The following is a 26,174-nucleotide window of genomic DNA, read 5'->3' as shown; positions in this document are numbered from 1 at the left end:
GGCTCTAGGATTTCTTGCCAAGCAGCGCCGATACATCTTGGCGGCTGTCGAGGATACGGAGAACGAGGATGCCGGCGCCATCGGGTAGAGGCCGGTAGATGATGATCCAAGGTCGGACGCTGAAACCGCGGAGGATCCCTGGCGCATCGGAGCGCGACGGACCCAGCAGAGGCCTTCTGGCCAATCGCTCGGCCGCCTTGTCCAAGCGCCTCAGAATGGCTTCAGCGGGCTGGTGGCCCCCATCCTGCGCGACCCAGGCGTAGACGCGCCGGAAGTCACGTTTCGCGGCCGCGGATTTAACGACCGTCGGCGCGCCCATCAGCCCTTCTGGTTCTTCTCGAACTCGGCGCGAGCGTCGGCTAGCATTTCCTCAAAATTCCAAGGCGTAGGCGGCTCAGCTTCCGCGAGCGCCTCCGCGACCAGCTCGTTAATGGCTTCGCGGTTTCGCTCGAACCAAGCGTCCTCTTCGGCCTGCGTCAGCGGCGGGCCATACAGGTCCGACAGATCGTCGACGTCGTCAGCCTCGGGTTTGGCAGGCTTGTTCATGATCTGATCCTACCACGCCGCCCGCGGATCGCCTACGGATCGAGCCGGTAGCCGGCGCCGCGGACGGTCTGCAGCATGGCCCGATCGAAGCCCTTGTCGATCTTCGAACGCAGGCGCGAGATGTGTACGTCGATGACGTTGGTCTGCGGATCGAAGTGATACTCCCAGACCTTCTCCAGCAGCATGGTGCGGGTCACCGACTGGCCGGCGTGGCGCATCATGAACTCCAGCAGCTGGAATTCGCGCGGCTGCAGGTCGATCTCCTTGCCCTGGCGATGGACCGTCCGGTTGATCAGGTTCATCTCCAGCTCGCCCACCTTCAGGGTGGTGGCGACCGCGCCGGTTTCGCGGCGGCGCGACAGGGCCTCGACCCGGGCCATCAGCTCGGGGAAGGCATACGGCTTGACCAGGTAGTCGTCGGCGCCGGCCTTCAGGCCGGTGACGCGGTCGCCCACCTCGCCCAGGGCCGACAGGAACAGCACCGGCGTCTGGTCGCCCTCGCGGCGCAGGGTCTCGACCACTTGAACGCCGTCCATCTTGGGCATCATGCGGTCGACGATCAGCACGTCGTAGCCGCCCTTCTGAGCCTCGCCGAGCCCCGCCTCGCCGTCGGGCGCGTGCTGGACGTCGTAGCCGGCTTCCTTGAGGCCGTGCGCCATGGCGGCGGCGGCCTCCAGATCGTCCTCGATAATCAGAATACGCATCAGTGAGCCCCTCATGCGCGAACACAGCGGTGGAACGATCGACGTTCTCCCGATTCTGGTCGATCGCGCGATAGTTGCTCCTCGAATACCGGTTTCGGAGAGCGGCGTAACTTAAACCTTCGACAGATACGAAAAAGCCCCGCTCCGGCGGACCGGAGCGGGGCTGGATCGTTCGACCCGGTTCGCTTATGGGGATCGCCTTACGGGGCGATCTTCAGCGGCACGAAGACCGGGCGGTTCTGGCGGATGATCTTGACCAGAACGCTGGTGCGGCCGGCCTTCTTGGCGTTGGCCACCGCGGCGTTGACCTCTGCCACGCTGGAGACCGCCGCGCCGTTGATGTTGGACAGGACGTCGCCCTTGGCCAGGCCCTTCTCGCCCGCGTCGCTGTCGCCCTTCACGCCGGTGACCAGCAGGCCCTTGATCTCGCTGTCGATCTTATAGGTCTGGCGCGAGGCCGGATCGATCGCGCCCAGGGTCAGACCCAGGGAGTCGACTCGCTGGCTGGCGGGCTTGTCCGGGGTCGGCGTCGTACCGCCGTCCTGATCCTGATCGTCGTCGTTCAGGCCCAGGGCGTTCTCGGCCGGACGCGTGCCCGACTTGACGTCGACCGTGCGCGGCTTGCCATCGCGGATGACCGTCATCCGGATCGTCTCGCCCGGACGGGCCTTGGCCACTTCGCGGGTCAGTTCCGAGCGATTGGCGACGGTCACGCCGTTGACGGCGGTCAGGATGTCGTCCGGCAGCAGGCCCGACTTGGCGGCGGGACCGCCCGGAACCAGCTCGGCGACGATCGCGCCCTTCACGTCCTTCAGGCCCAGAGCCTCGGCCGACTCGGCGCTGAAGTCCTGGATGGTGACGCCGATATAGCCGCGCACGACCTTGCCGCTCGAGATCAGCTGCTTGGCGGTCGCCTCGGCGATGTCGGCCGGAATGGCGAAGCCGATGCCGACCGAGCCGCCCGACGGCGAGTAGATGGCGCTGTTGACGCCGATCACCCGGCCGTAGATGTCGAAGCTGGGACCACCCGAATTGCCCCGATTGATCGGCGCGTCGATCTGGATGTAGTTCACGAACGACGACGTGACGTCCTGCAGGTCGCGGTTATAGGCCGAGATGATGCCGGCGGTCGCCGTGCCGCCCAGGCCGAACGGGTTGCCGATCGTGATCACCCAGTCGCCGACCCGCGGCTTGGCCTGGTTCTCGAAGTTCACATACGGAAAGTCGGCGCCCTTGGCTTTCGGGTCGACGACCTTGATCACCGCCAGGTCCGTGCCTTCGTCGCGTCCGACCAGCGTGGCCTTCAGTTCGCGGCCGTCCTTCATCACCACCTGGATGTCGTCGGCGTCGGCCACGACGTGGTTGTTGGTGACGATGTAGCCGTCGGCCGAGATGAAGAAGCCCGAGCCGGCCGACTGCTGCTTCGGCGTGGCGGGCGTGTCGCCGTCGTCGTCCTGGCCCTGGCCCGGAACCGGCTTGCCCTTCTGGCCGCGTGGCACGATGTCGAAGCCTTCCAGGCCCGGGATGCGCAGCGCCTGGGGCGAGGCCTTGGACGTCACGTTGATCTGGACGACCGCGGGGGAAACCTTCTCGAAGATGTCGGCGAACGACAGCGGCGCGCCCGGCGGCGGGGCGAAGGACGGCGCGCCGGCCACCGCGGCACGGATCGCCGGAGCCTCGGCGGCGCCCGCCGTACCCATACGCATGCCGACCCCGGCCAGAGCCGCGCAGGCCACGCCCGCGCCAGCGACGGCGCCCACAATGAATCCCGACTTCCTAGCGGTCATTCGTCTTTCCTCATCCGCGCGGTCCGCGCGGCTCCTTCGCATCACCCGCGCGCCCGGCGCGCGGTTCACAGTCGATCTGAGAACCTAGTCCCGACAATAAAAGGTGCAATGGTTCTCGAATTATCTTTCCGTCATCCGGAAGGCGWTTCTTGCGGCCCCTTTTCGGCGCAATCGTGTCAATCGTCTTCCAGCAAACGCCTCAGACGGTCTTCCTCGTCCTGCGAAAGCTCTGTCTGCTCCGTTTCGCGGCGCCGCAGAAGCCCGAACATCAGTCCGCCCCCAAGCAACAGCACGCCGGCCGGAGCCAGCCACAGCACGGCGTTGCCGGCCGAGAACCTTGGCTTCAGCAGCACGAACTCGCCGTAGCGCTGCACCAGGAACGCGCGGATCTCGCGATCGTCACGGCCCTGTTTGACCTGTTCGCGAACAATCCGCCGCAGGTCTCCGGCCAGCTGGGCCTCGGAATCGTCGATCGACTCGTTCTGGCAGACCAGGCAGCGGACTTCCTTGAAGAGCTCGCGGGCGCGGGCTTCCTGGGCCGGATCGGACAATCGCTCGGACGGCTCCGAGGCGCTGCCCATCAGGGCGACGGCGGCCAGGGCGATGGCGAGGGCGCGGACACGTCCTTCTTCCCCCTTTGGGGGAGGATGGCCGAAGGCCCGGAGGGGGCGAGTGATCCAACGGAGCAGGGTTCGAAGAGCCCCCTCCACCGCCGTTCGGCGGTTCCCCTCCCCCAGAGGGGGAAGAAGGAGAGATCTCAGCCCCCTCACGACACCACCGCCTCGCCCCGGCGTCCGAAGCCGAGGCGGGCGCGGCGGTCGGACAGCGACACGACGCCGCCCAGGGCCATGATCAGCGGGCCCAGGAAGATCAGCCGCACCCAGGGGTTCACATAGGCGCGGACCAGCCAGGCCGGCTTGCCGCCCTCGCCCGCCCGGCGCTCGCCCAGCACGACATAGATGTCGTCCAGAAAACGGGGGCAGATGGCGACTTCCGAGGTGGTCTGGGCCCCGGTCGGGTAAAAGCGGCGCTCGGGTTCGGCGTGGCAGACCTCGGTCCCGGCCTTGTTGGTCACCTTCACCACGCCGCGCTCGGCCAGGTAGTTGGGGCCCTCGACCGTGCCGACGTCGCTGAGCGTCAGGGTGTAGGCGCCGAGCGCATGGCTCTCGTTCAGGCTCAGGGCCTGGGCCGCCTCGACCCGCCAGGCGGTCTCGAACGAGGCCCCCAGCACGAAGATCCCAAGGCCGGCGTGGGCCAGGGTCGTGCCCCAGGCGCCGCGCGGCAGGCCGCGCGACCGGCGCAGGCTTTCGGTGGCGGGGACGCGGAACAGCTTCAGGCGATCGGCCATCTCCAGCAGCGCTCCGCCGATCAGCCAGAAGCCGACGACGAGACCGCCGCTGGCCAGGGCCTTGCGCGGCTGGACGACGCCATAGGCGATCAGGCCCAGGACGGCGGCGACGGCTAGCACGACCCACAGCCGGCGCGCCACGCCCCGCGCGTCGCCGCGCTTCCAGGCCAGCAGCGGCCCGGCCGGCAGGATGGCGAACGCCAGGATCATCAGCGGGACGAAGGTCATGTTGAAGAACGGCGCGCCGACCGAGACGGCCTCGCCGTCCAGGGCCTCGCGGATCAGCGGATACAGGGTGCCCAGCAGCACCACCGCCGTCGCCGTCGACAGCAGGATGTTGTTGAGCACGATGGCGCTCTCGCGGCTGATGGTGCGGAACTGGCCGCCCGGGTTCAGGCTCGGGGCGCGCAGGGCGAACAGCAGGAAGCCGGTCCCCGCCGCCAGACCCATCATGATCAGCAGCAGCACGCCGCGCGTCGGGTCGACGGCGAAGGCGTGGACGCTGGTCAGCACGCCCGAGCGCACCAGGAAGGCGCCCAGCATCGAGAAGGTGAAGGCCGCCAGGGCCAGGAAGGCGGTCCAGCCGGGCAAGGCGCCGCGCTTCTCGGTGACGATGGCCGAGTGCAGCAGGGCCGCACCAATCAGCCAGGGCATGAAGCTGGCGTTCTCGACCGGATCCCAGAACCACCAGCCGCCCCAGCCCAGCTCGTAATAGGCCCAGAAGGCGCCCAGCGTGATGCCGATGGTCAGCAGGCTCCAGGCCGCCAGGGTCCACGGCCRCACCCAGCGGGCCCAGGCCGCGTCGATCCGGCCCTCGATCAGGGCCGCCATCGACAGCGAATAGACCACCGAGAAGCCGACATAGCCGCTGTAGAGGAACGGCGGGTGGACCGCGAGCGCCCAGTCCTGCAGCAGCGGATTGAGCGAACGGCCCTCCACCGGAACGTCCAGCAACCGCGCCATCGGGTTCGAGGCGAAGACGGTATAGGCCAGGAACAGCACGCCCAGCGCGCCTTGCACGGCCAGGGCGTAGGCCCGCAGGCGCGGCGGCAGGCTGTCGCCGAACACCGCCATGGCCGCGCCATAGCCGGTCAGCACCAGGCACCACAGCAGCATCGAGCCCTCGTGGCTGCCCCAGGCGCCGGCCACCTTGAACAGCAGCGGCTTGGCCGTGTGCGAGTTGGCCGCGACATTGGCGACCGAGAAGTCCGAGACCACGAAGGCGTAAACTAGGGCCGCGAACGCGACCAGGACGGCGACGAAGGTGGCGATGGCCGCGCCCTGGCCGGCCCCGGCCAGCACCGGCGAGCGCCGCGCGCCGCCGACGGCCGACAGCCCGGTCTGGGCGACCGACAGCATCAGCGACAGGATCAGGGCGAAGGCGCCGAGTTCGACGATCATCGCATCCCCCCCCTTCTCCCCTTGCGGGAGAAGGTGTCGCGCAGCGACGGATGAGGGGTCGCGCAGGCCTTTCCGGACAGGGCTTTCAACCCCTCATCCGACCCGCCGCGCGGGCCACCTTCTCCCGCAAGGGGAGAAGGAAGTTGGTGCGAGGTCATCGCTTGTAGCCCTCATACGCCGGCGCACCCGCCCCCTCGCCGCGCCATTCGCCCTGCTTCTTCAACGCCTTGGCGACGTCGCGGGGCATGTAGCGTTCGTCGTGCTTGGCCAGCACCTGCTTGGCGACGAAGGTTCCGTTCGCGTCGAAGGTCCCGTCGGCGACGATCCCTTGGCCCTCGCGAAACAGGTCGGGCAGGTCGCCGTGATAGACCACCTTGGCCGTGGCCCTCTGGTCGGCGACCACGAACTCGACGTCGCCGCCCGGGTGCTTGACCACGCTGCCATGCTGGACCAGGCCGCCCAGCTGGACCTTACGGCCAGGAGCGACGTGGGCCTCCTGGGCCTGGGCCGGGGTGTAGAACAGCGAGATGCTGTCGCGCAGGCCATACAGGGCCAGGCCGACGGCCAGGGCCAGCACCGGCGCGATGGCCAGCAGGATGGTCAGGCGGCGGCGCGCCTTGCGGGATTTGGGCCAGAAACTCATGGCGCGGTCGTCTTTTGAGCGGGCGTGTCGGCGGCCTGGCGCAGGGCCGACAGCACCTTGGGCTGATCCTTGAAGCGGGCCGTCGCGCTCGCCAGCGCCGCATCGCGCTTGGCGGTCTCGCCCAGCACGGCGTAGGCGCGGACCAGGCGGACCCAGCCGCCGGGATCGTCGGGCGACTGGGCCAGGCGCGCGGCCAGGCCCTCGACCATGCCGGCGATCATGCCCTGGACCTGTGGATTGGCGTCGGCGGCGGGCTCGGCGCTGGGCAGGCCGCCAGAGGCCTCGACCCGGGCGATCTCCTGGGTCAGGGCCGCGCGGCCGGGATCGGCGGCGGGCAGGCCGGCCGCCAGGGCGCGCCAGTCGGAGAGGCCGCCCGTCACGTCGCCGTCGGCGATCTTGCCGCGCGCCAGGTAGTAGCGAGCGCGCAGGTCGTTCGGATCGACCTTCACCGCCTCGCCGAACGCCAGCTTGGCGTCGGCGCCGACATCGCCTTTCGCCTCCATGACGAAGGTCTCGCCCAGCAGGCTCCAGACGTCGGCGCGCTTGGGGGCCAAACGGACGGCCTTGCGCAGCGCCGCTTCGGCGCCGGACAGGTCGCCCGCGGCGGCGCGGGCCTTGGCCAGGAACAGCAACGGCTCGGGGTCCTTGGGCCGCTCGGCGGCGACGCCCTCCAGAACGGCGGCGATCTTCTCGGGCTCAAGGGTGGCCGGGTCGGCGGCCTTCCATTCGGCCACGCGCTTGGCGTAGGGCTGGTCGGGCAGCTCGGGACGGCCCAGCACGACATAGAGGCCGGCGGTGGCGACGCAGGCCGCGCCGATGGCCGCGACCACGGCCTTGCGTGGACCGACGCCGTCGCGGGACCAGCTCTCGGCCTGGTCAGCGGCGGCCAGCAGGCCACGGCCCGCCTCGGCGCGGGCGGCCTTCAGCTCGGTTTCGGCCAGCAGGCCGTCGATGGCCAGGCGCTCGACCTCGGCCAGGCGGCGGCGATGCGGCTCCAGCCGGGTCTGGGCGTCGTCGACGGGCCGGGCCCGCGCCGCGCCGCGCAGCACCAGCCCCGCCGTCGCGGCCGACAGCCCCGCCGCGGCGATCCAGAAAGCGATCATGGCCGCGTGGTAGCGTGTTCCCGCGCCGGCCGTTAGCGGAAAAAGCGCTTAAGTGGGGTGGATATCCGCGTCATGCTCGACGCGACGCCGACGGAGACCTCATGACGCCGATTCTGCTGATCCCAGGCCTGCTGTGCTCGGAAGAGATCTTCGCGCCGCAACTGCCCGCCCTGTGGCCCTACGGCCCCGTGACGATCGCCCAGACCCTGGCCGGCGACACCCTCGCCGACATGGCCGCGCGGATCCTGGCGCACGCCCCGCCGCGCTTCGCCTTGGTCGGCGTCTCGATGGGCGGCTACCTGGCGTTCGAGATCCTGCGCCAAGCGCCCGAACGGGTCGCGAAGCTGGCCCTGATCTGCACCTCGGCTCGTCCCGACACGCCCGAACAGACCGCTGGCCGCCGCAAGATGGTCGAGCAGGCTCGCGCCGTCGGTTTCGAGCGGTTCTGCGCCCTGGGCGCCGACGCCCTGACCCATCCCAGCCGCAAGGGCGAGCCGGAACTCAACGCCATCAGTCTGCGCATGGGCCGCGCGGTGGGCCTGGAGGCCTTCGCCCGCCAGACCGAGGCGGTGATCGGCCGCGCCGACAGCCGGCCGCTGCTGGCCTCGATCAAGGTCCCGACCGTGATCGTGGTGGGCGATACCGACCCGCTGACCCCGGCGGCGCTGTCGGAGGAGATGGCCGCGGCGATCCCCGGCGCGAAACTGGTCATCGCGCCGACCTGCGGCCACGTGATCACGCTGGAACGGCCCGAGGTGGTCAACGCGGCGTTGGTGGCTTGGCTGGGAACTTAACCCAGCCGTCTTCCAGGCGAGGAACTTGGCGCGTCGTCCATTTAACCCGCCTCCCTGGGCCTTGTGCCCAGGGCCCATCGTTCAGCGAGCAACGCGCCAGACGAGCGCTCGCAACGCCACCGAGATCAGCCAGCGACGGTTCAAGCGCATCATTCGCCTCCTGGATGGGAGATCGCGTCTTCGGCGGCATTATAGCGCCTGCAACGCTAAACTGTCGTGCCGAGCTCCAGACCAAGACAGCGACCTAATTGCGGGCCGAACGGGTGCGTTAGCCGGTAGCGCGTTCCGTGCTATCTTCGCTCTCTTTCCTTTGTGCGGGGGCTGTAATGAATCGGGCAGTAATCGCGTCGATACTGCTGTTCTTTGCCTTCGCCGCCCTCCCGGCTTACGGCCAAGCACAAGATGTCCAGCGAGCGATCGCGATGGATCCAGTTCGCGATCCCGCCTTTCCCCCAAGGAAGGAGGTCATTCATGTACCGAGCGGCGGGACGATCATCAACGGCGTCGTCTACACGGCATCCGGACCGGGGCCGCATCCTACCTTCGTGTTCTTCCATGGCTTGCCTGGCACTGAGCGCAATCTCGATCTAGCGCAGGCGGTGCGCAGAGCGGGCTGGAACGCGGTCACCGTCAATTATCGCGGTTCGTGGGGAAGCGGCGGCTCATTCCGGTTCGCGAACACCCTTKAAGATGCGAAGGCAACCCTCGCCTTCATTCGCGATCCGGCGAATGCGAAGAAGCTCGGCATAGACACCAGCCGCATCGCCATCGGTGGCCATAGCATGGGCGGCTGGGTGACGGCGCACACGCTGGCCGATGATCCTGCCCTGCTCGGCGGTGTCATCTTTTCAGCGGGCGACTTTGGAAAGGTAGGGCTGAATGCGCGTGCCGATCATGCCGCGATCTCCGCCCGCATGAATGACGTCCGCGAAACCCTGGTCGATGTGACCGGCGACAGCATGGCGGATGAACTGGCTGCAAATGCCGACGCCTGGTCCTTCACCAACCTGGCGCCTCGCCTGGCCGGCCGGCGACTGCTCATTCTCTACAGCGAGGACTTCGCGAAGCCCTATTCGCTGACGCTTATCGAAGCCATGAAGAAAGTCCCGGGCTCCCTGGCTGTATCCGCCTATACGCCGACCGACCATGACTGGTCCGATGCGCGCATCTCGCTAGAAACGCAGGTCCTGACCTGGCTGGCGAGCTTGCCCGCGGGCCGGTAGCGACTGCGGATGCATTGGAATGCAGCCGTCCGTTTATATGTCTATGTGGGACTAGTCAGTCGACCGGAAGCGTTCGAATGGTTTGGTCCGACGGCCGCTATCGTAGGGATATGGCGTAAGCGTAGTGCCCATCATCATCGGGCGAGGAAGGCGGGTTATTTGTGGGCGTTGTGGTGAGTAATCCCTAAGCCGCGATCGCCGCCGCCGCCCGGCGGCGCACGATCTCGGCGGTCTTGTCGTCGCGGGTGTAGGCGATGAAGCCGGCCGCCACGTCCAGATATTTGACCGCCAGGCCGGCGTCGCCGCCCTCGCCGGTGCGGGCCACGTGCAGGACGTCCTCGATATAGGGGTCGAGGCGGCCGTTCAGCTTTTCCAGGATCTTGTTGCGCGAGGTGCCGTAACCGGCCTTGTCGGCGCAGGTGCGCAGCTCGGCCACGAAGGCCAGCGCGCCCTGGGCGCGGCGGATCAGCGCCTCGTCCGGCTCGTCGACCAGCTTGGCGACGCCGCGGGCGCCCTTCTTGGCCATCATCGAGATGGGCCGGGTCGGCAGGGCCTGCTCCAGCGCCTTGTCGGACTGGTCCATGCGGATCTCGCAGGCCTTGGCCATGGTCTGCTTGAAGCGCGCCAGGCGCTTGCCCCAGGGGCCGTCCTTGTTGATGTCGACCGACTGCTGGAACTCGACGATCTGCAGGTGGACCTTGTGCGCGCCCTGGGCGGCCTGGCGGCCCGCCTTCTCGCCGCCGGCGAAATCGAACTCCTCGACCCGGCGGACCGAGGCCTCGATGTCGGCCAGGATGCGTTCGCCGAACGCCTTGACCTCCGACGAGGCCAGGTAGCGGTCGGAGGGACGGTCCATCACGGCCGAGATCACCCGCATGATCCGCCAGTCGTCGGGCAGGTGGGCGGACAGGATGTCCAGCAGCAGGGGCCCGGCGTCGTCGCTGATCCGGCTGGCGTCGCGATAGGCCAGCTTGGCGGCGGTGGCGCGATCCTCGGACATGCGGCTGACCCATTCCGACAGCTTGGGCAGACACGAGCGGGCGATGGAGGACAGCTGCAGGCACAGGGCCAGGTGCTCGGGATCGCACAGCGAGCGCACGCTGTCGAAGGCGGCGTTCTCGGGGTCGCGCAGGCCGGCGGCGGCGCTCTTGCACAGCTCGTCGAAGACTTCGGGGACGCCGTTCTCGAGGTCCCAGGGATTGCACTTGGCCGCGGCTTCCTCGACGCGGCTGGGCGCGATGACCTTCAGCGCCTTCCACAGGCGCGACAGCACCGGCGCGGGAAACGAGACGCAGCCCTCGCCGCGCGCGGCGCACAGCGGCACGATCGGGGCCAGGATGTTGTTGCGGACGAATCGGTTGGCGGTCTCGTCCTCGACCAGATTGCGCACGGCGGCCAGCGATCCGGTCGCGCCGGCGCTCGACAGCGCCAGCTCAAGGCTGCGCAAAGCCGCGTCCGGAGCGGTTTCCACCAGCGTCCGGATGATCTGCAGTTTGTGCGCGGCGATGGCGGCCATGGTCCCCCGTGTCGGAGCAGCGGATTCCGACAGGCGTCAACCATGTTCGGAACGAGGTTAAGGATTTCCGAAACCCGAGGAAATTCATAGCCCCCGTAGCGAGATGTCGCGGCCAGAAAGCCCTGACCTACTATAGGTTTAGCCAACCAGGGCGAGGGCGCGCGAAAGGCCCGTCCGCGACGAAACGTCACAACCATAGGTCATGTTTCGGCGCGCGGCAGATCCAGGCTGACGCGCAATCCGCCCAGTGGTGATTCACCAAGCTTGACCGACCCGCCGTAGGCGCGGGCCAGTTCGTCGACGATCGACAGGCCAAGGCCCGAGCCCGGCGCGTTCTCGTCCAGCCTTTGGCCGCGCTTCAGCGCCTGGGCGCGCTCGTCGGGCGGCAGACCGGGGCCGTCGTCGTCGACGGTCAGCAGCATCCGGCCCTCGCCCGCCGGGGCGGCCTCGACCCGGATCTTGCCCCGGCACCACTTGCCGGCGTTTTCCATGACGTTGCCGGCCAGTTCCAAGAGGTCCTGCTTCTCGCCCTGGAAGGCCAGATCCTCGGGACAGCGCCAGTCGATCTCGACGCCCCGCCCTTCCGCCTTGTCCTGGAAGATGCGCTCCAGGGTCACGGCCAGCTCGTCCAGGATCGGCTCGACCGGCGTGCGCTCGCCGCTAGTCTGGGAGCGGGCGGCGGCGCGGGCCCGGCGCAGGTGGTGGTCGACCTGCTCGCGCATGGTCTGAGCCTGGCGCTCGACCACCTCGGCCAGCTGGCCCGGCTGCTGGCTGGCCTCGGTCAGCATCACCGACAGCGGCGTCTTCAGGGCGTGGGCCAGGTTGCCGACGTGGGTGCGCTGGCGCTCGACGACTTCCTGGTTGTGGGCCAGCAGGGCGTTCAGCTCGCCGGCCAGCGGCGCCAGCTCCTCGGGATAGATCCCGTCCACCCGTTCGGCCTTGCCCCGGCGCACGGCGGCCACCTCGCGGCGCAGGCGGAACAGCGGCTGCAGGCCGAAGCGAACCTGCACCACCACCGCCAGGATCAGGCCGCCGCCCAGGATCAGCAGGGCGATGGCGGTGATGCCGGCGAAGCGGTCGGCGTCGGCGTCGATCGGCGAGCGGTCCTCGGCGGCCAGGAACACCACCGGATTGGCGTAGCCCGGCAGCCGCGTCAGGATGGCGGCCGCCCGCAGCGGCTTGTCCTGCGGCCCGCGCATGTCGAAATACTGGGTCTTGCCCGGGGCGCCGTCCAGCTGGTCGATCTGGGCCGAGGCCAGCATCAGGTCGCTGTCGAACAGCGAGCGCGAGCGCACGATCGGCCGCATCGATCCGTCCGCCAGCCGGTCCAGGATCACCCAGTAGCGGCCGGAATAGGCGCGCGTCGCCCGGATGTCGGTCAGCACCGGCGCGCGCAGCTGGCCATCCTCGACCGTCGAGCCGGCATAGAGGTCGTCGGTCAGCACGGCCAGCGACTGGTCGAACCGGCGGATGGCCGCGCCGCGGAACTGGGCGGTCAGGAAGACGCCGGTGATCACCATGACCAGCAGCGTCCAGATCCCGGCGATCAGGACCAGGCGGCGGACCAGCGAACGGCGGCGCAGGTCCAGCACTGGGTTAGGCTGCGCTCTCGCCTTCCAGCGGGGTCAGGCGATAGCCCAGGCCGCGGACGGTCTCGATGCGGTCGGCGCCCAGCTTCTTGCGCAGGCGGCCGATGAACACCTCGATGGTGTTGGAGTCGCGGTCGAAGTCCTGGTCGTACAGGTGCTCGACCAGCTCGGTGCGGCCGATCACCCGGCCCTGGTGCATCATCATGTAGTGCAGCAGGCGGTATTCCAGCGAGGTCAGGCGCAGCGGCTCGCCGTTGACGCTGGCGCGGGCCGCGCGCGGGTCCAGGCGCAGGGCGCCGCATGACAGCGACGGCGCGGCGTGGCCGGCCGAGCGGCGCAGCAGGGCGCGCAGGCGGGCCAACAGCTCTTCGGTGTGAAACGGCTTGGCCAGGTAGTCGTCAGCCCCGGCGTCGAACCCGGCGACCTTGTCGCTCCAGGCGCCGCGCGCGGTCAGGATCAGCACGGGCGTGGCGACATTGCCGCGCCGCCAGCGCTCCAGCACCGACACGCCGTCCACCTTGGGCAGGCCAAGATCCAGGATCACCGCGTCATAGGGTTCGGTCTCGCCCAGGAACTGGGCTTCCTCGCCGTCCGGGGCGTGGTCGACGGCATAGCCGGCGTCGCCCAGGGCCAGCTTCAACTGACGCGACAGGTCGGGATCGTCCTCGACGAGCAGGATACGCATGCGTTTAGAAAGCTCCTTAGCCCCCGCTGAGGATTTGACCCGTGCGGGCGTCGACGATGAAGTCGATACGACGGCCGTCGGCCGCGGCCCAACGGACACGATAGGTGGAGCCCTCGAGGCCCGCGTCCAGCACCCGGCCCGGCACGCGGCGGCCGATCATCTCGATCACCCGCGACAACGGCACCAGCTGGCCCGACTGCACGCCGCCCCGCGCCTGGTCCGACTGGGCGCGCCAATCGGCGCCCAGCGAGTCAGGGCCACGACGCTGCGCGGACGCCATGCCCGGAAGGGCGGCGGCCAGCGCGGCGGCGACGAGAATGACGCGGATCGTTTTCATGCTCTCCGGTCTAACGGACCCCGGCTGAATGGAGACTGAACGCAGGGGTTATGAACGGGCTGCGTCCTTCTGTCACGGATAGACACGCTTCCAACGCGCCGGACGGCCCAGATCCGTCGCGGGCGGTCACGAGGCGGTCAGGGTTCGCGCCAAAACCCCTCTCTCAGAGAGAGGGAATTTCGGTCACATCGCGATCAGGCTCTTCCGGAAGGTCAGCCGCACCGTGCGCCCCAGCGGGTCCAGGTAGTCGGCCTGATAGGCCTGGGGCGTGGCGCCCTTGGCGTCCTTCACGATCGGGCGGCTGTAGAACAGGTTGTCGGCCGCCAGGGTGATCCGGGTCCCGGCCAGCCACCTGGACGCCTTGCCCGCCTTCACGTCGCGCGGGACCTCGTAGAAGGCCGACAGGTTGATCGTGGCCTGGTCGTCGAAGCGCAGGGCCCCACCGTTGGTCGGGCCGGCGTCGATGACGCTGCCGCCGCGCCAGTTTCCGTTCAAGTTGAAGCCGACGCCCTGCTTGAAGGCGTTGAGGCGGAAGCTCAGCTCGCGTTTGGGCTGGCCCCGGCGGCTGGTGCTGGCGCCGTTCAGCAGGTCCAGCGGGGCCAGGCCCCGGCGCAAGGTGGTCTCGTCGCGCAGCCGCCAGGTGTAGTTGACCGACAGCTGCACCTGGCCAGCCTGCTTGCGGTCCTTCTTGACCGCGCCCTTCTTGTCGGCGGTCTGGCCCAGGAACCGCGTCAGGTTGATCCCGCCGCGCAGCTCCTCGCGGTCGATGGCCTCGAAGTTCAGCGGACGGCTGTCGATCGCCGTCAGGGCGCCGTCGGCGTTGCGGGTGAAGCGCTCGGGGAAGGCCGCCTCCAGGGCCGGGGTGATCAGCGGGAAGGACGAGATCGGATCCTCGATCCGGGTGCGCACATAGTTGGCGTTCAGGGTCAGCCGCGTCGGGCCGCCCTCGCGCCCCATCGGGCGCAGGTTGACCCCGGCCCGCAGCACCTTGCGGCGGTCGTTCATCAGGCCGGTGTTGCCGCCTTCGAGCCGGCTGACCGTGACGCTCTGGCCGGTGGCGAAGTCGAACACCGTGACGCTGGGGGTCAGCACCACCGGGTCGGCGATCTGGTTGGCGTTGGGCGCGGTCTCTTCCTGGCTGACGCTGAGATTGAAGGTCAGCAGCTTGTCCGGCGACCAGTGCAGGCCCGCGCCGAACGCCAGGCGGTCCTTGTAGGTCTGGACGTCGTAGCCGGCGTTCAGGCTGGCGGTCAGCTCGCCCAGCGCCGGCAGCACCTCGTGCGAGCGACTGGCCAGCGGCACGTCGATGTCGCCCTGCACCGAGACCACGCGGCGGTCATAGGCGCTGTGGGTCGGCACATTGGCGCGGACGGCGTCGGAGGTCTGCTTGACCCGCTCGCCGCCGACCTTGACCGTCGAGGAGATGCGGCCGGCCGGGATCTCGGCGACGTCGCCGTTCAAGACCAGCTCGGCCTTGGCGGCGTTGGACTTCGACTTGGCGCGGTCGCGCGGGTTGGCCTTGAGCAGGGCGCGGGGGACTGGACCGAACGGATTGACCGCCGGATCGCGGGCGGCGATGGCGGTCTTCCAGGCGCTGGAGTCGACGCCGCGACCGGTCACCGTCTCGCTGGTGTTGCGGTCGTAGTTGCCGGTCAGCGACCAGCGCCAGTCGCCGACATAGCCGTTGGCGGCCATGGCCAGTTGCCCCTTGAAGGCGTCGACCTCGCGCCGTTGCGACCAGGGCGCGTCGAGATAGCGATAGACGGTGACGTCCCGCGCGAACGGCGAGAACGGGCTGCCCGCCGGCAGCTTCACCGAGGTGGCGGGCAGGCCCAGATAGCTGGTGCGCTGGGCGTCCTCGAGATTGACGCTCAGGGTGACGCTGACCTTGCGGGCCAGGTCGCGGGTGATGGCGGCCTTGAAGGTCCCCTGCTCCAGCGACGGCAGCAGGCTGCGGTTGGCGGTGACGCCGGTCAGTTCGGGATTGCCCGCGCCCGCCGCGAAGGCCGACAGCGGGACGGACCCGTCCGCCGCCGCCTCTGGAGCGCGGACCAAGGTGACGCGGCCGCCGGCCAGAGCCGACAGGGCCGGGTCGATCTCGCTGCCGAATGGCGAACCGGCGACGTTGCCCACGAGGCCGTAGGGCGAGGTCGCCGAAGGAGCGCGGACGATGTCGCGCTCGGCCTCGAATAGGGTCGATTCCCGGCGCCAGTCGAAGCCCGCCGTGGTCCGCTCGTCGCCGGCCAGGCGGAACAGGTCGCCGTTCAGATGCTCGGCGTGGCGGCCGCCGGCCGTGGCGCCCGTCTCCTCGGCCTCGACGGCGACCGAGGCGAAGCGCTTGCGCAGGATGAAGTTCACGACCCGCTGGTTGGGCCGATAGCCGTAGGACAGGGCCGCGGCCGGCGACAGCACGTCCATGCGCTGGATGGCCTGGGCCGGCAGGCCGCTGATCTCCTGGAAGCCCGAGATGCGCCGGCCATTGGCCAGGTAGATCGGCGGCGGGGCGTCGGGCTCGCCGGTCGAGATCTCGGCCCCCAGTAGCGCGATCAGCTCCTGCACGGTGCTGGCCCCCGTGCCCTCGATCTCGGCGGCGTCCAGGGTCAGGTCGGGCTGGACGGGGCCTTCGGTCTTGCCGCGCGGCGCGGCCTTGATCACCAGACTGTCGACGAGACCGGTCTGCTCGCTCTCGGGCGGCGGCGGGGTAACCGGTGTCTCCTGAACGGGCGCGGCGATCTGCAGGAGCGCCAGGACGCTGACCAGAACCATCAAAGCCGCCCCGACGCCGAACCTGAACCCAGGAATTCCCTAGGATGGGCGCGGGCGAGAGGCAAGGGGCGGAAAGCGCCCCCTCCGGCCCTCCGGGCCACCTCCCCCGCTGCGCAGGGGAGGAGGGTTTCCTCCTCACCCGTGAAACGGGGGAGGTGGCGCGATGCGGATACGCATCGTGACGGAGGGGGCGCTCCGCCCCCTACTTCCGCTTCGGCGTGTAGGGCTTCTGCTCCCGCCAGGCCTGGGCGAACTTCTCCAGATCCTGGTCGACCGTCTCCGGCAGGGTCACCACCAGGCGGGCCAGCAGGTCGCCGCGCTTGCCCTTGGCGTCGGGCATGCCGCGGCCTTTCAAGCGAAGCGTCTGGCCGCTGTTGCTGGCCTTGGGCACGGCCAGCATGACATTGCCGTCGGGGGTCGGGGCCTCGACCTTGCCGCCCAGCACCGCGTCGGGGATCGAGATCGGCAGGTCCATGACCAGCTGGTCGCCCTCGCGGCGATAGATCGGGTGCGGCTTGATCACCAGTTCGATCAGGGCGTCGCCGGCCCCGCCGCGCCCCTGGCCGCCCTGGCCCTTCAGGCGCAGGGTTTGGCCTTCCTGGGCCCCGACCGGGATGGTGACGTCGATCGTGCGGCCGTCCGAGAAGGCCACGCGCTTCTTGCCGCCCTTGATCGCCTCTTCCAGGTCGATGTCGAGCCGCGCCTTGACGTCCGCCCCCTTGCTGGCGAAGCCGCCGGCCTGGCCGCCGCCGCCGAACGGACCGCGTCCGCCGCCCTGGTTGAACATGCCGCCGAACAGTTCGGAGAGGTCGATCTCCGGCCCCTCCTCGCGGTGGAAGCCGCCACGACCGAAGCCGCCGGCGTTGAACGGGCCGTTGCCGGGCTGGCCGCCGAAGCCGCGCATGGTCTCGCGCCCGTCGGCGTCGATCTGGCCCAGGTCGAACTTCTTGCGCTTCTCGGCGTCGCCCAGGATGTCGAAGGCGGCGCTGACCTGTTTGAACTTGTCCTCGGCCTTCTTGTCCCCCGGATTGGCGTCCGGATGGTGGGCCTTGGCGAGCTTGCGGAACGCCTTGCGGATCTCGTCCGCGGTCGCGGTGCGGGAAACGCCGAGTTCCAGATAGGGGTCGCGCGCCAAGGTAGGGATCTCTCCGGTGAAGGGCAGTGTGGGTATCGCCCTCCATCTAGAACGTCCAGAGCGGCGCGCAAGCCTCCCTGTGGCTTTCGGATCACAGACCTGTCGTCCCCAAGCCTAAAACGAGGGGAGCGCCCCAGCCGTAAAGCGCTCCGCCCTGGACGACTTCCAGCCGCGTGGCGGCCGATGGCGCGTCGGCGGCTCGCATGGCGGCGGTGTAGAGGAAGGCGGGCGTTTCGACCTCCGCCATGCGTAGCACGGCGGTCCCGTCCAAGACCCGCACGCGGTAACGCTCGGCGCCCTCGCCTAAGGGGACCTCGCCCTCCCAGACATCGCCGCCGACCCGGGCGCGGCGGATCCACGAGAACGCCAGGTCGCCGCCGACCAGCCGCTGGCGCAGGTGGGCCGGGGCCAGCGGCCGCAGGGCGCGGCCGATCCAGACGGTGGAAACCTCGCTCATCGCCGGCCCCGACGGCGGCCCGCCCGCCGGCGCGGCGCGGACCACGAGCGGCGCCCCGCGCTCGAAGGCCGCGACCATCATCGGGACCACCGCCTCGTCCAGCAACACCACCGGCGCGCCGGTCGGGATCAGGGCCTCGGTCGCCGCGCCATCGCGTTGGCCACGCAGCAGGCCGGTGAGCCGCCAGACGTCGGACGCGACCAGTTCGGCGGCCTGGAAGGCGATCACCTCCCAGTCGCCCGACGGCGCGCGGATCGCCACGGCGTTCTCCCCGGCCAGCACGGCCGCCAAGGGCGCGGAGGCCAGGCTCGTCCCCTCCATCCGCACGGTCAGGCTCGCCGACCGATCCAGGCGATGCGGCGAGGCGGGCGGTAGGTCGGTCAGGGTCTGGCCCAGCGTCGCCGGGCCGGCCAGGCGGGCGCGGACCGTCAGGGTCTCGACGCTGGAACCGGCATGGACCTCCAGCGGCCGCCACGGCTCGCCGGCCGCCGCGACCAGGGGCCGAGCGTCGTCGGCAAGCGCCCCGTCCGAGGGTAGGTCCAGCACGTGCAGCACCGGCGGCGCGGGCGGCTCGCGCGGCGGGGCCGGGCTCCAGTCGACGCCATCGCCGACGCCATGGCCGGCCAACACGGGGACCAAGGTGGCGCGCGGGCGTTCGTCGATGTCCAGGCGCAGCACCCGCCAGGTCGCGCCGTCCAGGGCCAGGCGGTCGCCGGCCTCGAAGCGCAGGGCGGCCGAGGGCGACAGCCGCACGATCCGCGAGCGCCGCGCCGCTTCGTCGGCGGCCAGCATGCGCCGGGCCACGGCCTCGGCCTCGGACGCGGCCAGCACGATCGGCGCGTCGGCGTCGCGGGTCCCCTGCCCCGTCTCGCGGCGCACGACCAGCGCCCCGACCTGATAGTCGCGGGCGGCGTCGATGAAGCGCAGGCGCAGGGCCTCGGCGGCGGGATCGAGGGCGCGGGTCTGCGTCTCGGCCGGCCCGTCGTCGGGCAGGACAAGGTCGTCGTCGGCCAAGGCCGCCACGGGCCGCCCCGAACGGCTCAACATCTTCACGTGGTCGCTGCGTTCGACCGGATCCAGGGCGAAGGCCTCGGTCAGGGGCGACAGCGCATCCCGCAGCCGCATCGGCCGGTCGAGCACGTAGCCGCCCACCGCCCCGCCCGCCTCGCCGGGATCGATGGTGACACCCGCCCGCGCGCCCAGGGCCTGGATCAGCTCGGGCAGCGGCGCGATCCCGGCCCGGCCGGTCAGCCAGTGGCCCAGCACCCAGTTGCCGCCGTCGCTCCAGACGTCGGACCGGGCCGGAAAGTCGGGGAACGGCCGGGCGTCCCAGCACCAGGCGCTGGCCGCCTCGACCATCGGCCCGCCATAGCTGGGCGAGACCGGATTGGCGGCCGGGTCGGCCAGCCAGGCCAGCACCGCCTCCAGATAGCGCCGCTGGCCGAAGTCGTCGCGCTCGCCCGTCGAATAGGGCGGCAGGACGCTCTCGGAGCTCTTGGGATCGACGAACAGGTTGGGCGAATTGGCTCCCTTGTCGACGGCCGGGCAGCCGAACTCGGTCAGGCGGATCGGCTTCGATTTCGGGACCCAGGCGGTCGGCGTGGCCGAGCGCACACCGGCGGGCCGGTCGTGGTGTGGATTGCTCCACCAGGCCTTCAGGTCCTTGGCGCGGAACATCCAGGCCTCGCCGTGGGCGCCGTCGGTGATCGGGCTACGGGCTTGGCCGTCACGCGCGGCCTGGCTGGCGTAGTACCAGTCGAAGTTTTCGCCGCCCGCCAGGCCGGCGCGCAGATAGGCCGGATCGTGCGGCCCTTCGAAGCCGGCGGCGGCGTCCAGGTGGGTCTCGCCCTCGCGCCAGTCGGTGACCGGCGGGTACCAGTCGACGCCGACGAAATCGATGTTCGGATCGGCCCACAGCGGGTCGAGGTGGAACACGGCATGGCCGCCACCGGGCTGATGGCCGAAGTATTCCGACCAGTCGGCGGCGTAGCCCAGCTTGGTCGCCGGACCGACGACGGCCCGGACCTCGGCGGCCAGGCTCTTCAGCTTGGCGACGGCCGGATAGCTCCCGCCCGCGCCGCGCGTGGTGGTCAGGCCGCGCAGCTCCGAAGCCAGCACGAAGCCGTCCACCCCGCCCGCCTGGGCCGCCAGGCTGGCCTGGTGCAGCACCATCCGGCGCAGACCCCAGGTCCCGTCGAAGAAGGCGTTGACCTGGGTCGTCGCCGCGGCGGTCCCGTCGGCGCCGACCTCGCAGCTGACCCGGCCGCGCCACGGATAGGCCGGCTGGCCGGCCGGCGGGTCCATCAGGATGAACGGATAGAGGGTGACCTTCAGCCCGCGCCGCTTCAGCTCGGCGATGGCCTGCAGCACCACCGCGTCGGCCGGCGTGCCGCCATAGGCCGGGGCGCCGTCCTTCAGCGACACCAGGTGAGCGCCGGCGCGATCGACCCCCGCCACGCTCCAGGCGATCGGCAGCGTGTCCTTGGCCGCCTGCTCGACGCCGGGCCTGATCTGGCACTGGCCGCAGCGCAGGTCGGTCCCGAACCAGGCGACCACCAAGGTCACGTGGTCGACGTTGGGCAGCTGGGTCTGAAGCTGGTCAAGCGCCACGACCAGATCGGGCCGGCCTTCGCCGTTGTGCACGCTCTCGGACGCGGTGCGGGTCAGGCCCTCGCGGCGCAGCACGGCCTGCGTGGCGTAGACGAACTCGCCCGCGCCGGGGATCAGGCAGACGCCCTTCAAGCGCTCCTCCAGGCCCGGCGGCGCGTCGGGCGCGCGCGGCCGGCGGAAGACCTCGAACGACAGCTGCGGCGGGCGGTTTCCGTAAGGTTCGAGCGGCAGGTCCTCGAACACCACATAGGCCACGCCGCGATAGGCCGGCGCGACGCCTTCGATGGCGGCGATCAGCGGGTCCGGGGCCTGATCCTCGGCCCCGCGGTGGACGCGCATCGTCGCGCCGGACAGGTCCATGACCTTGCCGTCGGCCCAGACCCGGCCGATCCCGTCGATCGGACCCTCGGCCACGGCGACGGCGAACGACAGGCTGTAGGCGTAGGCGGTGGTCTTCTGGCCCTTGGAGCCGCCGACCCGGCCCTCGACCCGGCGCTCGCGGAACCGCGCGGCCCAGATCACCTGCCCCCCGACGCGCGCGCGTCCATAGACACAAGGCAGCGCCGCGCCCTCGGCCGCCCCGGTCAGGCGCAGCTCGGGAATGCGCGGCCCGATCTGGCGGGCGGGGGTCAGGGCGCTGAGCGCCGCCTGGTCGACCATCGCGCCCAAGGCCGCGCCGGCGACGGCCCCGAACGGCCCGCCGATCGCCGCGCCGACGCTGGAAAGGATCATCTGGGCCATGCGGCCTCCTGGTCAGAAGGGAAATCTGAACGCCGCCACCAGCCGCTCGCGCCACCAGCGGCCCAGGGCGCCCTCGACGCAGGCCCGGCCCCAATAGGCGTGGATCATGCGGTCGGGAGCCGACTGGATCGCGCAGTGCTTGGCGATGGCGCCGGCGGCCATGCGGAAGACGAGGACGTCGCCCGGGCGGGCGTCCGCCAGCGGAATGGGGATCAGCCAGCGGCCGAACGCCTCCAGCAGCAGCTCGCGCCCGCCGGTCTCGGCCCAGTCGGGACGATAGGGCGGCGGGGCTTCGGGCTCGACGCCGTGGATGGCGCGCCAGACGCCCCGCACCAGGCCCAGGCAGTCGCAGCCGGCGCCCAGGGCCGAGGCCTGGTGACGATAGGGGGTGCCGAGCCAGGGCCGGGTTTCGTGGAGGATGCGGCAGGCCCCCTCCACCGCCGTTCGGCGGTCCCCCTCCCCCGATGGGGGAGGAAGGATCTCCTTCCGCCCGCCTTTGGGGGCGGACGACCTGCGCAGCAGGTCAGGTGGGGGGAGCCCGGCTAGGTCGGGCCTCACCGCCTCCCCCCGTCATTCCGCTCACCCTCCACCGGGTACAGCGTCAGGAAGTCCTCGCCGGGACTGGTCGGGAAACCTCGGAAGTTCACGCCATTGGCGAAGACGCCCACACACGTCGCCCAGCGCTTGTCACACGTCGCGCCCGGATGGGCCGCCAGATCCACGCCGCACCGCCCATCCCCCAGCCGCGCGTCGCACAACCGGGTGAAGGTCCGGCCGGCCACCCGTTCCAGCCCGGCCAGCGGCCCGGTCAGGGTCGCGGTGAACGCCTCGCCTTCGCGGGTCGCCGCCGCGATGGTCGCGGTCCACAGGCGCACCACGCGCGAGGGCGCGCTCCAGTCGACCCGCAGCAGGGCGACCTTGGCCCCGTCATAGAGGCCGGCGGCGAGGTCGGCCTCGGCGATCCCGGCGTCGTCCAGCACGCCCAGGGCCGCGCCCTGGCCCGGCGCGTAGCCGGCGGCGCTGTCGCGGGTTCCAGGGCTCCAGCCGCCGCCGGCCCGGCAGGTCACCCCGTCAACGACGAGGTCGCGGTCGTGGTCGGTGAAGCCCAGGGTCACGCCGTCGCTCCGCGTGACGATCCAGGCCTGGCACAGGCGGGCGGTGTCCAGCCCTTCCGGCAGCGCGCGCATCAGACCCGCACCTCGACCAGGGCGCAGGCGGCCACCCGGCCGGCGGCGAAGCCCTCCAGGGTCACGTCCAGCCTATCGAGGTCGAACCGCACCGGCGTGTCGAACTCGAACCCCGCCGTCACCGCCGCCCCGGCCGCCGGGGCCACGTTGAGGGTGACCAGGCCCGTCGTCGGATCGACCGAAAAAGCCCCGGCCGCCAGGGCCGCGCCAGCCACGGCCACCTTCACCGTCCCGGCCACCGGCTTGGCGATCGGACGGACCACGGCCTCGGGGCCGGTCCCGTAGGTCTTGGTCAGCGGGAAGACCTTGCGCGTCCCGTCGCCGGTCCCGATCGCCTGGTCGCTCGCCGCCGGCTGGGCCGAGGGAGCGCCCGACTTGAAGTCGGCCGGGTCGCGGAAGCGAAAACCCGTCAGCCGCCCCCGCCGGGCCTCGAAGAAGGACACCAGCTCGGCGACCTCGTCCAGCGGCCGGGTCGCGGTGGCGACCAGGTAGCGGCGGCGGCTCGAGGCCAGGGGGCTGGTCCGCCGCTCGAAGCCCGAGGACAGGGTGACGATCTCGGTACGCCGCTCGACGCCGCCGGTGCAGCCGAACGCCAGGCGCGCCGGCAGGCGCACCTCATGGAACTCGCTCATGGCGATCCTCACAGAAACGTTTTGCGGAAAGTGCGACTCCAAGCGGAGCTGTTGGCGGTCGAACGCCATTAAGTCTGCGTCATGACCCGCTTTTCACTTCATTGGCGGGTCGCCGGGCCCTACCTATGGGTCCGAGATTGGAGATCGAGATGGATTGGAAGACCCTGTTCCTGTCGCCGGAAGGCCGCATCGGCCGCCAGGCGTTCTGGATCGGCTGGCTCTGCCTGTTGGGCGCGAGCGCGGTGCTGAACGCCATCCCGGTGATCGGCCACCTGCTGATGCTGGTGGTGATCTATGCCAGCGTCTGCATCCATACCAAGCGCCTGCACGACATGGGTCAAACCGGCTGGTGGCAGGTGCTGCCGGTGGTCTTCGGTCCGGTCCTGGTGACGGGCGCGGCCCTGTCGATCGGCGTGCTGCCGGCCATCGCGGCCCTGACCAACGGCGAGCCCGAGATCTCGGCCCTGGCGGCCCTGGGCGGTTTCTTCGCCTCGTGCTTCATCGCCTTCGCCATCTGGCTGGCCTTCACCCTGTGGGTGGGCTGCAGCAGCGGCCAGGTCGGCGACAACAAGTACGGCGCGCCCCCGACCGACACGGCGGCGGTGGCGCTGTAGGGCGGAGAAGCGCCCCCTCCGTCACGATGCTGCGCATCGCGCCACCTCCCCCGTTTCACGGGTGAGGAGGAAACCCTCCTCCCCTGCGCAGCGGGGGAGGTGGATCGGCGCGAATACGCGACGAGACGGAGGGGGCGCTCTCCACTTTCAAAGACGCCGCGCGCCCAGGCTCACAGCCCGCGCCAGCGCCTGGGCCAGCTGGGCGTCGGAGCGGACCAGGCCGCCGACCTCRCCACCCTGGACGTTGACCGTCACCGACACCCCGCCGCCAGCGCCGACCGGCTCGATGCTGCCCGCGCCCATGGGACGGAACACCTCCGGCCCGCGCTCGCCGACCAGATAGGTCCCGCCCGGCAGCACCGGGCCGCCGTCGGCCCGGGTCCCTGCAAAGCCGCCGCCGAAGCCCTTGCCCAGCGCCTCGCCGAGGCCGCCCTTCAGGGCCGACCCCGCCGCGCCCAGCACCGCGCGGGCCAGCTCGCCCAGCGACACCTGGCCGTCCGAGGCGGCGCGGGCCAGCGACCTCGCCAGGGAGGCCCCGGCGCGTGCGAAGGCGTCGTCGATCGAGCGCGCGGCGCGTTCGGCGGGGGCCTTCAGGGCGTCCAGGGCCGCGGCCGCCTCGGCGGCGCGGGCGGGGACGGCGGAGAGGCCGTCGGGTTCAAAGCTCATGGGAACTCCTCGTCGGGATAGCGGGCGATCAGGGCGGACAGGCCCGGGCGGGTCAGCACCGGGGCCGCCGGCGTCTCGGTCAGCGCCCGCCACTCCTTCAGCGACAGGCGCCAGAAGGCCTCGGGCGGGACACCCAGCCGGACGGCCAGGCGCAGTGGCTCGGACCAGCTCACGCGCAGGCCGCGAGCGCGGCGGCCAGGGCGCTGGCGGCCTCGGGGACCGTTGCCCGGCCGGCGATGTCGGCGGACTCGCCGCCGCCGTCCAGCAGGGCGGCGAGCACGGCGGTCAGGTCCTGGGCGCTGAGGGTGGCGATGCGGTCGGGCAGTTGCGACCAGTCGGACAGGCCCAGGGCGGCCTCGATCCGGGCCAGGGCGCCCAGCGTCAGGCACAGCCGCCGCGGCGCGCCGGCCAGGGTGACGAGGACTTCGCCGCGGGCGGGGTTGGGAGGGAGCATGGGAGTTTCCTTTTTTACTTGCCCCCTCCGGGCCTGCGGCCCTCCTCCCCCGGAGGGGGAAGAAGGATCACGCGCGCCTTCCGCCCCCTCCCGGGGGCGGACGACCTGCGCAGCAGGTCAGGTGGGGGCAAGTGACCCGATCTAAATCGCCGTGAACGTCACCGCCCCGGCCGACGCCAAACTCAGCGCGAACGCGGCTTCGCCGTCGTGTTCGCCGGCGTATTCCAGAGCCGCGACGATGAACGCCCCCTCCAGCTGGCCGAAGTCCGGCACGATCAGTCGCCAGGTGCGGGCCGACTGGTCGAAGAAGCTCTGGCGCACCTGGGCGTCGGAGGCGGCGTCGCGAAAGACGCCCGAGCCCGACACGGCCACCGAGCGCACCCCGGCCCCGGCCAGCAGCTCGCGCCAGCGGCCGGCGCTGTCGCTGTCGGTGGCGTCGATGGTCTTGGCGTTGAGGCTGATGGTGCGGGCGCGCAGGCCCGCGACGGTGACGAAGCTGGACGCCCCGTCGCTGATCTTCAGCAGGATGTCCTTGCCGGCTTGGGCGGCCATGGGCGGTGTCCTTTCCTAGGGGGCTTCGGTCACCGCCCGCACGCGGACGATGCCCAGGGTGGTCTCGCGGTCGGCGCCGGCGAAGACGTCGGCATAGGGGACGCGCAGATTGACCAGCCGCCGGCCGGCCAGGCCGGGTTTGGCGTCGTGCAGGGCCGCGCGGACGGCGGCGACCAGGGCGCGGGCCTCTTCCGGACCGCCGAACCGGCTGGCGCAGGTCAGGGTCAGCAGATGCTCGATGCCCTCCCCATCGACGCCGCCGACTGGTCGACCCTCCGACCGACTGACCACGACGCAGGGATAGGTCGGCAGGCGCGGGGCCATGGCGTGGATCCGCTGGCCGACCACGGCGGTGACGGCGGGCGCGGCCTTCAAAGTCGCGACCAGGGCGTCGATCAAGGGCTTGTCGGTCACAGCCGGGCCTTTCGGTAAGGGGTCAGCCACGGCTCGACGAGGGACAGCGAGGGCTCTCCGGCATCACGGTGCTCGTAGGCGTGGGCGACCAGGGTCAGGACCGACAGACGCAGCGGGGCGGGGCTGGCCGGGGTCAGGGCGACGCCGGCGGCGGCGGCGACGCGGGCCTCGGCGGCGTCGATCAGGAGGGTGAGGATCGCGTCTTCCGAAGCATCGGGCGCGCGCAGGAACGCCCGGGCCTCGGCCAGGGTGAGAGATTGGGGCATGGGG

26 protein-coding genes and 5 pseudogenes are annotated in these 26,174 nt (G+C 70.8%); 5 read left to right on the top strand and 26 right to left on the bottom strand.

The genetic code is table 11. The features are described from left to right. Positions 1-4: 4 nt before the first annotated feature. From AC1DSO_RS07110 to AC1DSO_RS07080, 7 genes and pseudogenes are all read right to left on the bottom strand, one after another. The gene (locus AC1DSO_RS07110; RefSeq protein ID WP_477068177.1) at positions 5-319 is read right to left on the bottom strand and encodes a type II toxin-antitoxin system RelE/ParE family toxin; all 315 of its coding nucleotides are present in this window, start codon (positions 317-319) and stop codon (positions 5-7) included. Further along, positions 319-546, bottom strand: coding sequence for a hypothetical protein (locus AC1DSO_RS07105; RefSeq protein WP_477068176.1), 228 nt, complete (start codon positions 544-546; stop codon positions 319-321). The genes AC1DSO_RS07110 and AC1DSO_RS07105 overlap by 1 nt, the downstream gene beginning before the upstream one ends. 32 nt (positions 547-578) lie before the next feature. Then, complete coding sequence (gene uczR / locus AC1DSO_RS07100; RefSeq protein ID WP_477068175.1) at positions 579-1,250, bottom strand: two-component system response regulator UczR; 672 nt, start codon at positions 1,248-1,250, stop codon at positions 579-581. A 200-nt stretch (positions 1,251-1,450) separates the two neighbouring features. After that, positions 1,451-3,037 carry a Do family serine endopeptidase gene (locus AC1DSO_RS07095; RefSeq protein WP_477068174.1) on the bottom strand — a complete coding sequence of 529 codons (1,587 nt, stop codon included), beginning with the start codon at positions 3,035-3,037 and terminating at the stop codon, positions 1,451-1,453. Positions 3,038-3,213: 176 nt separating this feature from the next. Further along, positions 3,214-3,618 (bottom strand): cytochrome c-type biogenesis protein, encoded by a 405-nt coding sequence (locus AC1DSO_RS07090; RefSeq protein WP_477068212.1) that lies wholly within the window; start codon positions 3,616-3,618, stop codon positions 3,214-3,216. A 57-nt stretch (positions 3,619-3,675) separates the two neighbouring features. Beyond that, positions 3,676-3,798: pseudogene (locus tag AC1DSO_RS07085) on the bottom strand (hypothetical protein); the annotation flags it as partial. Positions 3,799-3,803: 5 nt separating this feature from the next. Then, positions 3,804-5,786, bottom strand: a complete 1,983-nt coding sequence (locus tag AC1DSO_RS07080) for a heme lyase CcmF/NrfE family subunit (protein WP_477068173.1) — start codon at positions 5,784-5,786, stop codon at positions 3,804-3,806. Positions 5,787-5,789: 3 nt separating this feature from the next. On the opposite strand from AC1DSO_RS07080, the pseudogene AC1DSO_RS07075 reads away from it, so the two are divergent. After that, positions 5,790-5,927 (top strand): annotated as a pseudogene (locus AC1DSO_RS07075) (hypothetical protein); the annotation flags it as partial. 13 nt (positions 5,928-5,940) lie between these two features. Here the strand turns inward: AC1DSO_RS07075 and ccmE are convergent. Further along, the gene (gene ccmE, locus AC1DSO_RS07070) at positions 5,941-6,429 is read right to left on the bottom strand and encodes a cytochrome c maturation protein CcmE (RefSeq protein WP_477068172.1); all 489 of its coding nucleotides are present in this window, start codon (positions 6,427-6,429) and stop codon (positions 5,941-5,943) included. Then, complete coding sequence (ccmI, locus tag AC1DSO_RS07065) at positions 6,426-7,532, bottom strand: c-type cytochrome biogenesis protein CcmI (RefSeq protein ID WP_477068171.1); 1,107 nt, start codon at positions 7,530-7,532, stop codon at positions 6,426-6,428. The genes ccmE and ccmI overlap by 4 nt, the downstream gene beginning before the upstream one ends. A gap of 101 nt (positions 7,533-7,633) precedes the next feature. Here ccmI and AC1DSO_RS07060 point away from each other — a divergent pair, with 101 nt between their 5' ends. Together AC1DSO_RS07060 and AC1DSO_RS07055 are read left to right on the top strand one after the other, a co-directional pair. Beyond that, a complete protein-coding gene (locus tag AC1DSO_RS07060) occupies positions 7,634-8,326 on the top strand; it encodes an alpha/beta fold hydrolase (protein WP_477068170.1) in 693 nt (230 codons plus the stop codon). 326 nt (positions 8,327-8,652) lie between these two features. After that, complete coding sequence (locus tag AC1DSO_RS07055) at positions 8,653-9,549, top strand: alpha/beta hydrolase family protein (RefSeq protein WP_477068169.1); 897 nt, start codon at positions 8,653-8,655, stop codon at positions 9,547-9,549. A gap of 184 nt (positions 9,550-9,733) precedes the next feature. Here AC1DSO_RS07055 and AC1DSO_RS07050 read toward each other — a convergent pair whose 3' ends face one another. The 9 genes and pseudogenes from AC1DSO_RS07050 to AC1DSO_RS07010 all read right to left on the bottom strand — a co-directional run. Continuing rightward, the gene (locus tag AC1DSO_RS07050; RefSeq protein ID WP_477068168.1) at positions 9,734-11,065 is read right to left on the bottom strand and encodes a hypothetical protein; all 1,332 of its coding nucleotides are present in this window, start codon (positions 11,063-11,065) and stop codon (positions 9,734-9,736) included. Positions 11,066-11,265: 200 nt separating this feature from the next. Further along, entirely contained in the window at positions 11,266-12,657 is a 1,392-nt protein-coding gene (locus AC1DSO_RS07045; protein WP_477068167.1) for a sensor histidine kinase, read from the bottom strand. Between the two features lie 4 nt (positions 12,658-12,661). After that, entirely contained in the window at positions 12,662-13,339 is a 678-nt protein-coding gene (locus AC1DSO_RS07040; protein WP_477068166.1) for a response regulator transcription factor, read from the bottom strand. A 16-nt stretch (positions 13,340-13,355) separates the two neighbouring features. Further along, positions 13,356-13,676: a PepSY domain-containing protein gene (locus AC1DSO_RS07035; RefSeq protein WP_056046973.1), complete on the bottom strand. Its 321-nt coding sequence runs from the start codon at positions 13,674-13,676 to the stop codon at positions 13,356-13,358. Between the two features lie 183 nt (positions 13,677-13,859). Next, positions 13,860-16,442 carry a TonB-dependent receptor gene (locus AC1DSO_RS07030; RefSeq protein WP_477068165.1) on the bottom strand — a complete coding sequence of 861 codons (2,583 nt, stop codon included), beginning with the start codon at positions 16,440-16,442 and terminating at the stop codon, positions 13,860-13,862. Between the two features lie 112 nt (positions 16,443-16,554). Further along, a pseudogene (locus AC1DSO_RS07025) lies at positions 16,555-16,638 on the bottom strand (hypothetical protein); the annotation flags it as partial. Between the two features lie 6 nt (positions 16,639-16,644). Further along, complete coding sequence (locus tag AC1DSO_RS07020) at positions 16,645-17,577, bottom strand: DnaJ C-terminal domain-containing protein (protein WP_477068164.1); 933 nt, start codon at positions 17,575-17,577, stop codon at positions 16,645-16,647. A 91-nt stretch (positions 17,578-17,668) separates the two neighbouring features. Next, positions 17,669-21,385, bottom strand: a complete 3,717-nt coding sequence (locus AC1DSO_RS07015; protein WP_477068163.1) for a baseplate multidomain protein megatron — start codon at positions 21,383-21,385, stop codon at positions 17,669-17,671. 12 nt (positions 21,386-21,397) lie between these two features. Further along, positions 21,398-21,793: pseudogene (locus tag AC1DSO_RS07010) on the bottom strand (NlpC/P60 family protein); the annotation flags it as partial. Between the two features lie 3 nt (positions 21,794-21,796). Between AC1DSO_RS07010 and AC1DSO_RS07005 the strand changes: the two are divergent. After that, positions 21,797-21,862 (top strand): annotated as a pseudogene (locus AC1DSO_RS07005) (hypothetical protein); the annotation flags it as partial. 77 nt (positions 21,863-21,939) lie between these two features. Here AC1DSO_RS07005 and AC1DSO_RS07000 read toward each other — a convergent pair. Together AC1DSO_RS07000 and AC1DSO_RS06995 are read right to left on the bottom strand one after the other, a co-directional pair. Next, positions 21,940-22,572 (bottom strand): baseplate hub domain-containing protein, encoded by a 633-nt coding sequence (locus tag AC1DSO_RS07000; RefSeq protein ID WP_477068162.1) that lies wholly within the window; start codon positions 22,570-22,572, stop codon positions 21,940-21,942. Continuing rightward, positions 22,572-23,204, bottom strand: coding sequence for a phage distal tail protein, Rcc01695 family (locus AC1DSO_RS06995; protein WP_477068161.1), 633 nt, complete (start codon positions 23,202-23,204; stop codon positions 22,572-22,574). Before AC1DSO_RS06995 ends, AC1DSO_RS07000 begins: the two co-directional genes overlap by 1 nt. A gap of 149 nt (positions 23,205-23,353) precedes the next feature. Here AC1DSO_RS06995 and AC1DSO_RS06990 point away from each other — a divergent pair, with 149 nt between their 5' ends. Next, entirely contained in the window at positions 23,354-23,818 is a 465-nt protein-coding gene (locus AC1DSO_RS06990; protein ID WP_477068160.1) for a DUF805 domain-containing protein, read from the top strand. Between the two features lie 147 nt (positions 23,819-23,965). Here AC1DSO_RS06990 and AC1DSO_RS06985 read toward each other — a convergent pair whose 3' ends face one another. The 6 genes from AC1DSO_RS06985 to AC1DSO_RS06960 form a co-directional block, all read right to left on the bottom strand. Further along, positions 23,966-24,484, bottom strand: a complete 519-nt coding sequence (locus AC1DSO_RS06985; RefSeq protein ID WP_477068159.1) for a phage tail tape measure protein — start codon at positions 24,482-24,484, stop codon at positions 23,966-23,968. Further along, a complete protein-coding gene (locus AC1DSO_RS06980) occupies positions 24,481-24,657 on the bottom strand; it encodes a phage tail assembly chaperone (RefSeq protein WP_477068158.1) in 177 nt (58 codons plus the stop codon). Before AC1DSO_RS06980 ends, AC1DSO_RS06985 begins: the two co-directional genes overlap by 4 nt. Further along, on the bottom strand, positions 24,654-24,938 hold the full coding sequence (locus AC1DSO_RS06975; protein ID WP_477068157.1) for a GTA-gp10 family protein: 285 nt from the start codon (positions 24,936-24,938) through the stop codon (positions 24,654-24,656). The genes AC1DSO_RS06980 and AC1DSO_RS06975 overlap by 4 nt, the downstream gene beginning before the upstream one ends. 141 nt (positions 24,939-25,079) lie before the next feature. Further along, positions 25,080-25,490, bottom strand: a complete 411-nt coding sequence (locus tag AC1DSO_RS06970) for a phage major tail protein, TP901-1 family (protein WP_047407406.1) — start codon at positions 25,488-25,490, stop codon at positions 25,080-25,082. A 15-nt stretch (positions 25,491-25,505) separates the two neighbouring features. Further along, positions 25,506-25,904: a DUF3168 domain-containing protein gene (locus AC1DSO_RS06965; protein WP_477068156.1), complete on the bottom strand. Its 399-nt coding sequence runs from the start codon at positions 25,902-25,904 to the stop codon at positions 25,506-25,508. Further along, positions 25,901-26,170 (bottom strand): head-tail connector protein, encoded by a 270-nt coding sequence (locus tag AC1DSO_RS06960; RefSeq protein WP_477068155.1) that lies wholly within the window; start codon positions 26,168-26,170, stop codon positions 25,901-25,903. Before AC1DSO_RS06960 ends, AC1DSO_RS06965 begins: the two co-directional genes overlap by 4 nt. Positions 26,171-26,174 lie beyond the last annotated feature (4 nt).

It is taken from the genome of Caulobacter sp. P4_E5 (assembly GCF_056401555.1).
Note: the sequence above shows the minus strand (reverse complement) of the source record. Positions and strands in the feature narration are given on the sequence as shown.

What these genes read in the sequence shown, in the direction of transcription:
- AC1DSO_RS06990 (WP_477068160.1), top strand. Translation starts at nt 23,354, where the DNA reads ATGGATTGGAAGACCCTGTTCCTGTCGCCGGAAGGCCGCATCGGCCGC.
- AC1DSO_RS07095 (WP_477068174.1), bottom strand. Translation starts at nt 3,037, where the DNA reads ATGACCGCTAGGAAGTCGGGATTCATTGTGGGCGCCGTCGCTGGCGCG.
- ccmI (WP_477068171.1), bottom strand. Translation starts at nt 7,532, where the DNA reads ATGATCGCTTTCTGGATCGCCGCGGCGGGGCTGTCGGCCGCGACGGCG.
- AC1DSO_RS06975 (WP_477068157.1), bottom strand. Translation starts at nt 24,938, where the DNA reads ATGCTCCCTCCCAACCCCGCCCGCGGCGAAGTCCTCGTCACCCTGGCC.
- AC1DSO_RS07050 (WP_477068168.1), bottom strand. Translation starts at nt 11,065, where the DNA reads ATGGCCGCCATCGCCGCGCACAAACTGCAGATCATCCGGACGCTGGTG.
- AC1DSO_RS06960 (WP_477068155.1), bottom strand. Translation starts at nt 26,170, where the DNA reads ATGCCCCAATCTCTCACCCTGGCCGAGGCCCGGGCGTTCCTGCGCGCG.
- AC1DSO_RS06970 (WP_047407406.1), bottom strand. Translation starts at nt 25,490, where the DNA reads ATGGCCGCCCAAGCCGGCAAGGACATCCTGCTGAAGATCAGCGACGGG.
- AC1DSO_RS07040 (WP_477068166.1), bottom strand. Translation starts at nt 13,339, where the DNA reads ATGCGTATCCTGCTCGTCGAGGACGATCCCGACCTGTCGCGTCAGTTG.
- uczR (WP_477068175.1), bottom strand. Translation starts at nt 1,250, where the DNA reads ATGCGTATTCTGATTATCGAGGACGATCTGGAGGCCGCCGCCGCCATG.
- AC1DSO_RS06995 (WP_477068161.1), bottom strand. Translation starts at nt 23,204, where the DNA reads ATGAGCGAGTTCCATGAGGTGCGCCTGCCGGCGCGCCTGGCGTTCGGC.
- AC1DSO_RS07030 (WP_477068165.1), bottom strand. Translation starts at nt 16,442, where the DNA reads ATGGTTCTGGTCAGCGTCCTGGCGCTCCTGCAGATCGCCGCGCCCGTT.
- AC1DSO_RS07110 (WP_477068177.1), bottom strand. Translation starts at nt 319, where the DNA reads ATGGGCGCGCCGACGGTCGTTAAATCCGCGGCCGCGAAACGTGACTTC.
- AC1DSO_RS07035 (WP_056046973.1), bottom strand. Translation starts at nt 13,676, where the DNA reads ATGAAAACGATCCGCGTCATTCTCGTCGCCGCCGCGCTGGCCGCCGCC.
- AC1DSO_RS07090 (WP_477068212.1), bottom strand. Translation starts at nt 3,618, where the DNA reads ATGGGCAGCGCCTCGGAGCCGTCCGAGCGATTGTCCGATCCGGCCCAG.
- AC1DSO_RS07015 (WP_477068163.1), bottom strand. Translation starts at nt 21,385, where the DNA reads ATGGCCCAGATGATCCTTTCCAGCGTCGGCGCGGCGATCGGCGGGCCG.
- ccmE (WP_477068172.1), bottom strand. Translation starts at nt 6,429, where the DNA reads ATGAGTTTCTGGCCCAAATCCCGCAAGGCGCGCCGCCGCCTGACCATC.
- AC1DSO_RS07000 (WP_477068162.1), bottom strand. Translation starts at nt 22,572, where the DNA reads ATGCGCGCGCTGCCGGAAGGGCTGGACACCGCCCGCCTGTGCCAGGCC.
- AC1DSO_RS07105 (WP_477068176.1), bottom strand. Translation starts at nt 546, where the DNA reads ATGAACAAGCCTGCCAAACCCGAGGCTGACGACGTCGACGATCTGTCG.
- AC1DSO_RS07060 (WP_477068170.1), top strand. Translation starts at nt 7,634, where the DNA reads ATGACGCCGATTCTGCTGATCCCAGGCCTGCTGTGCTCGGAAGAGATC.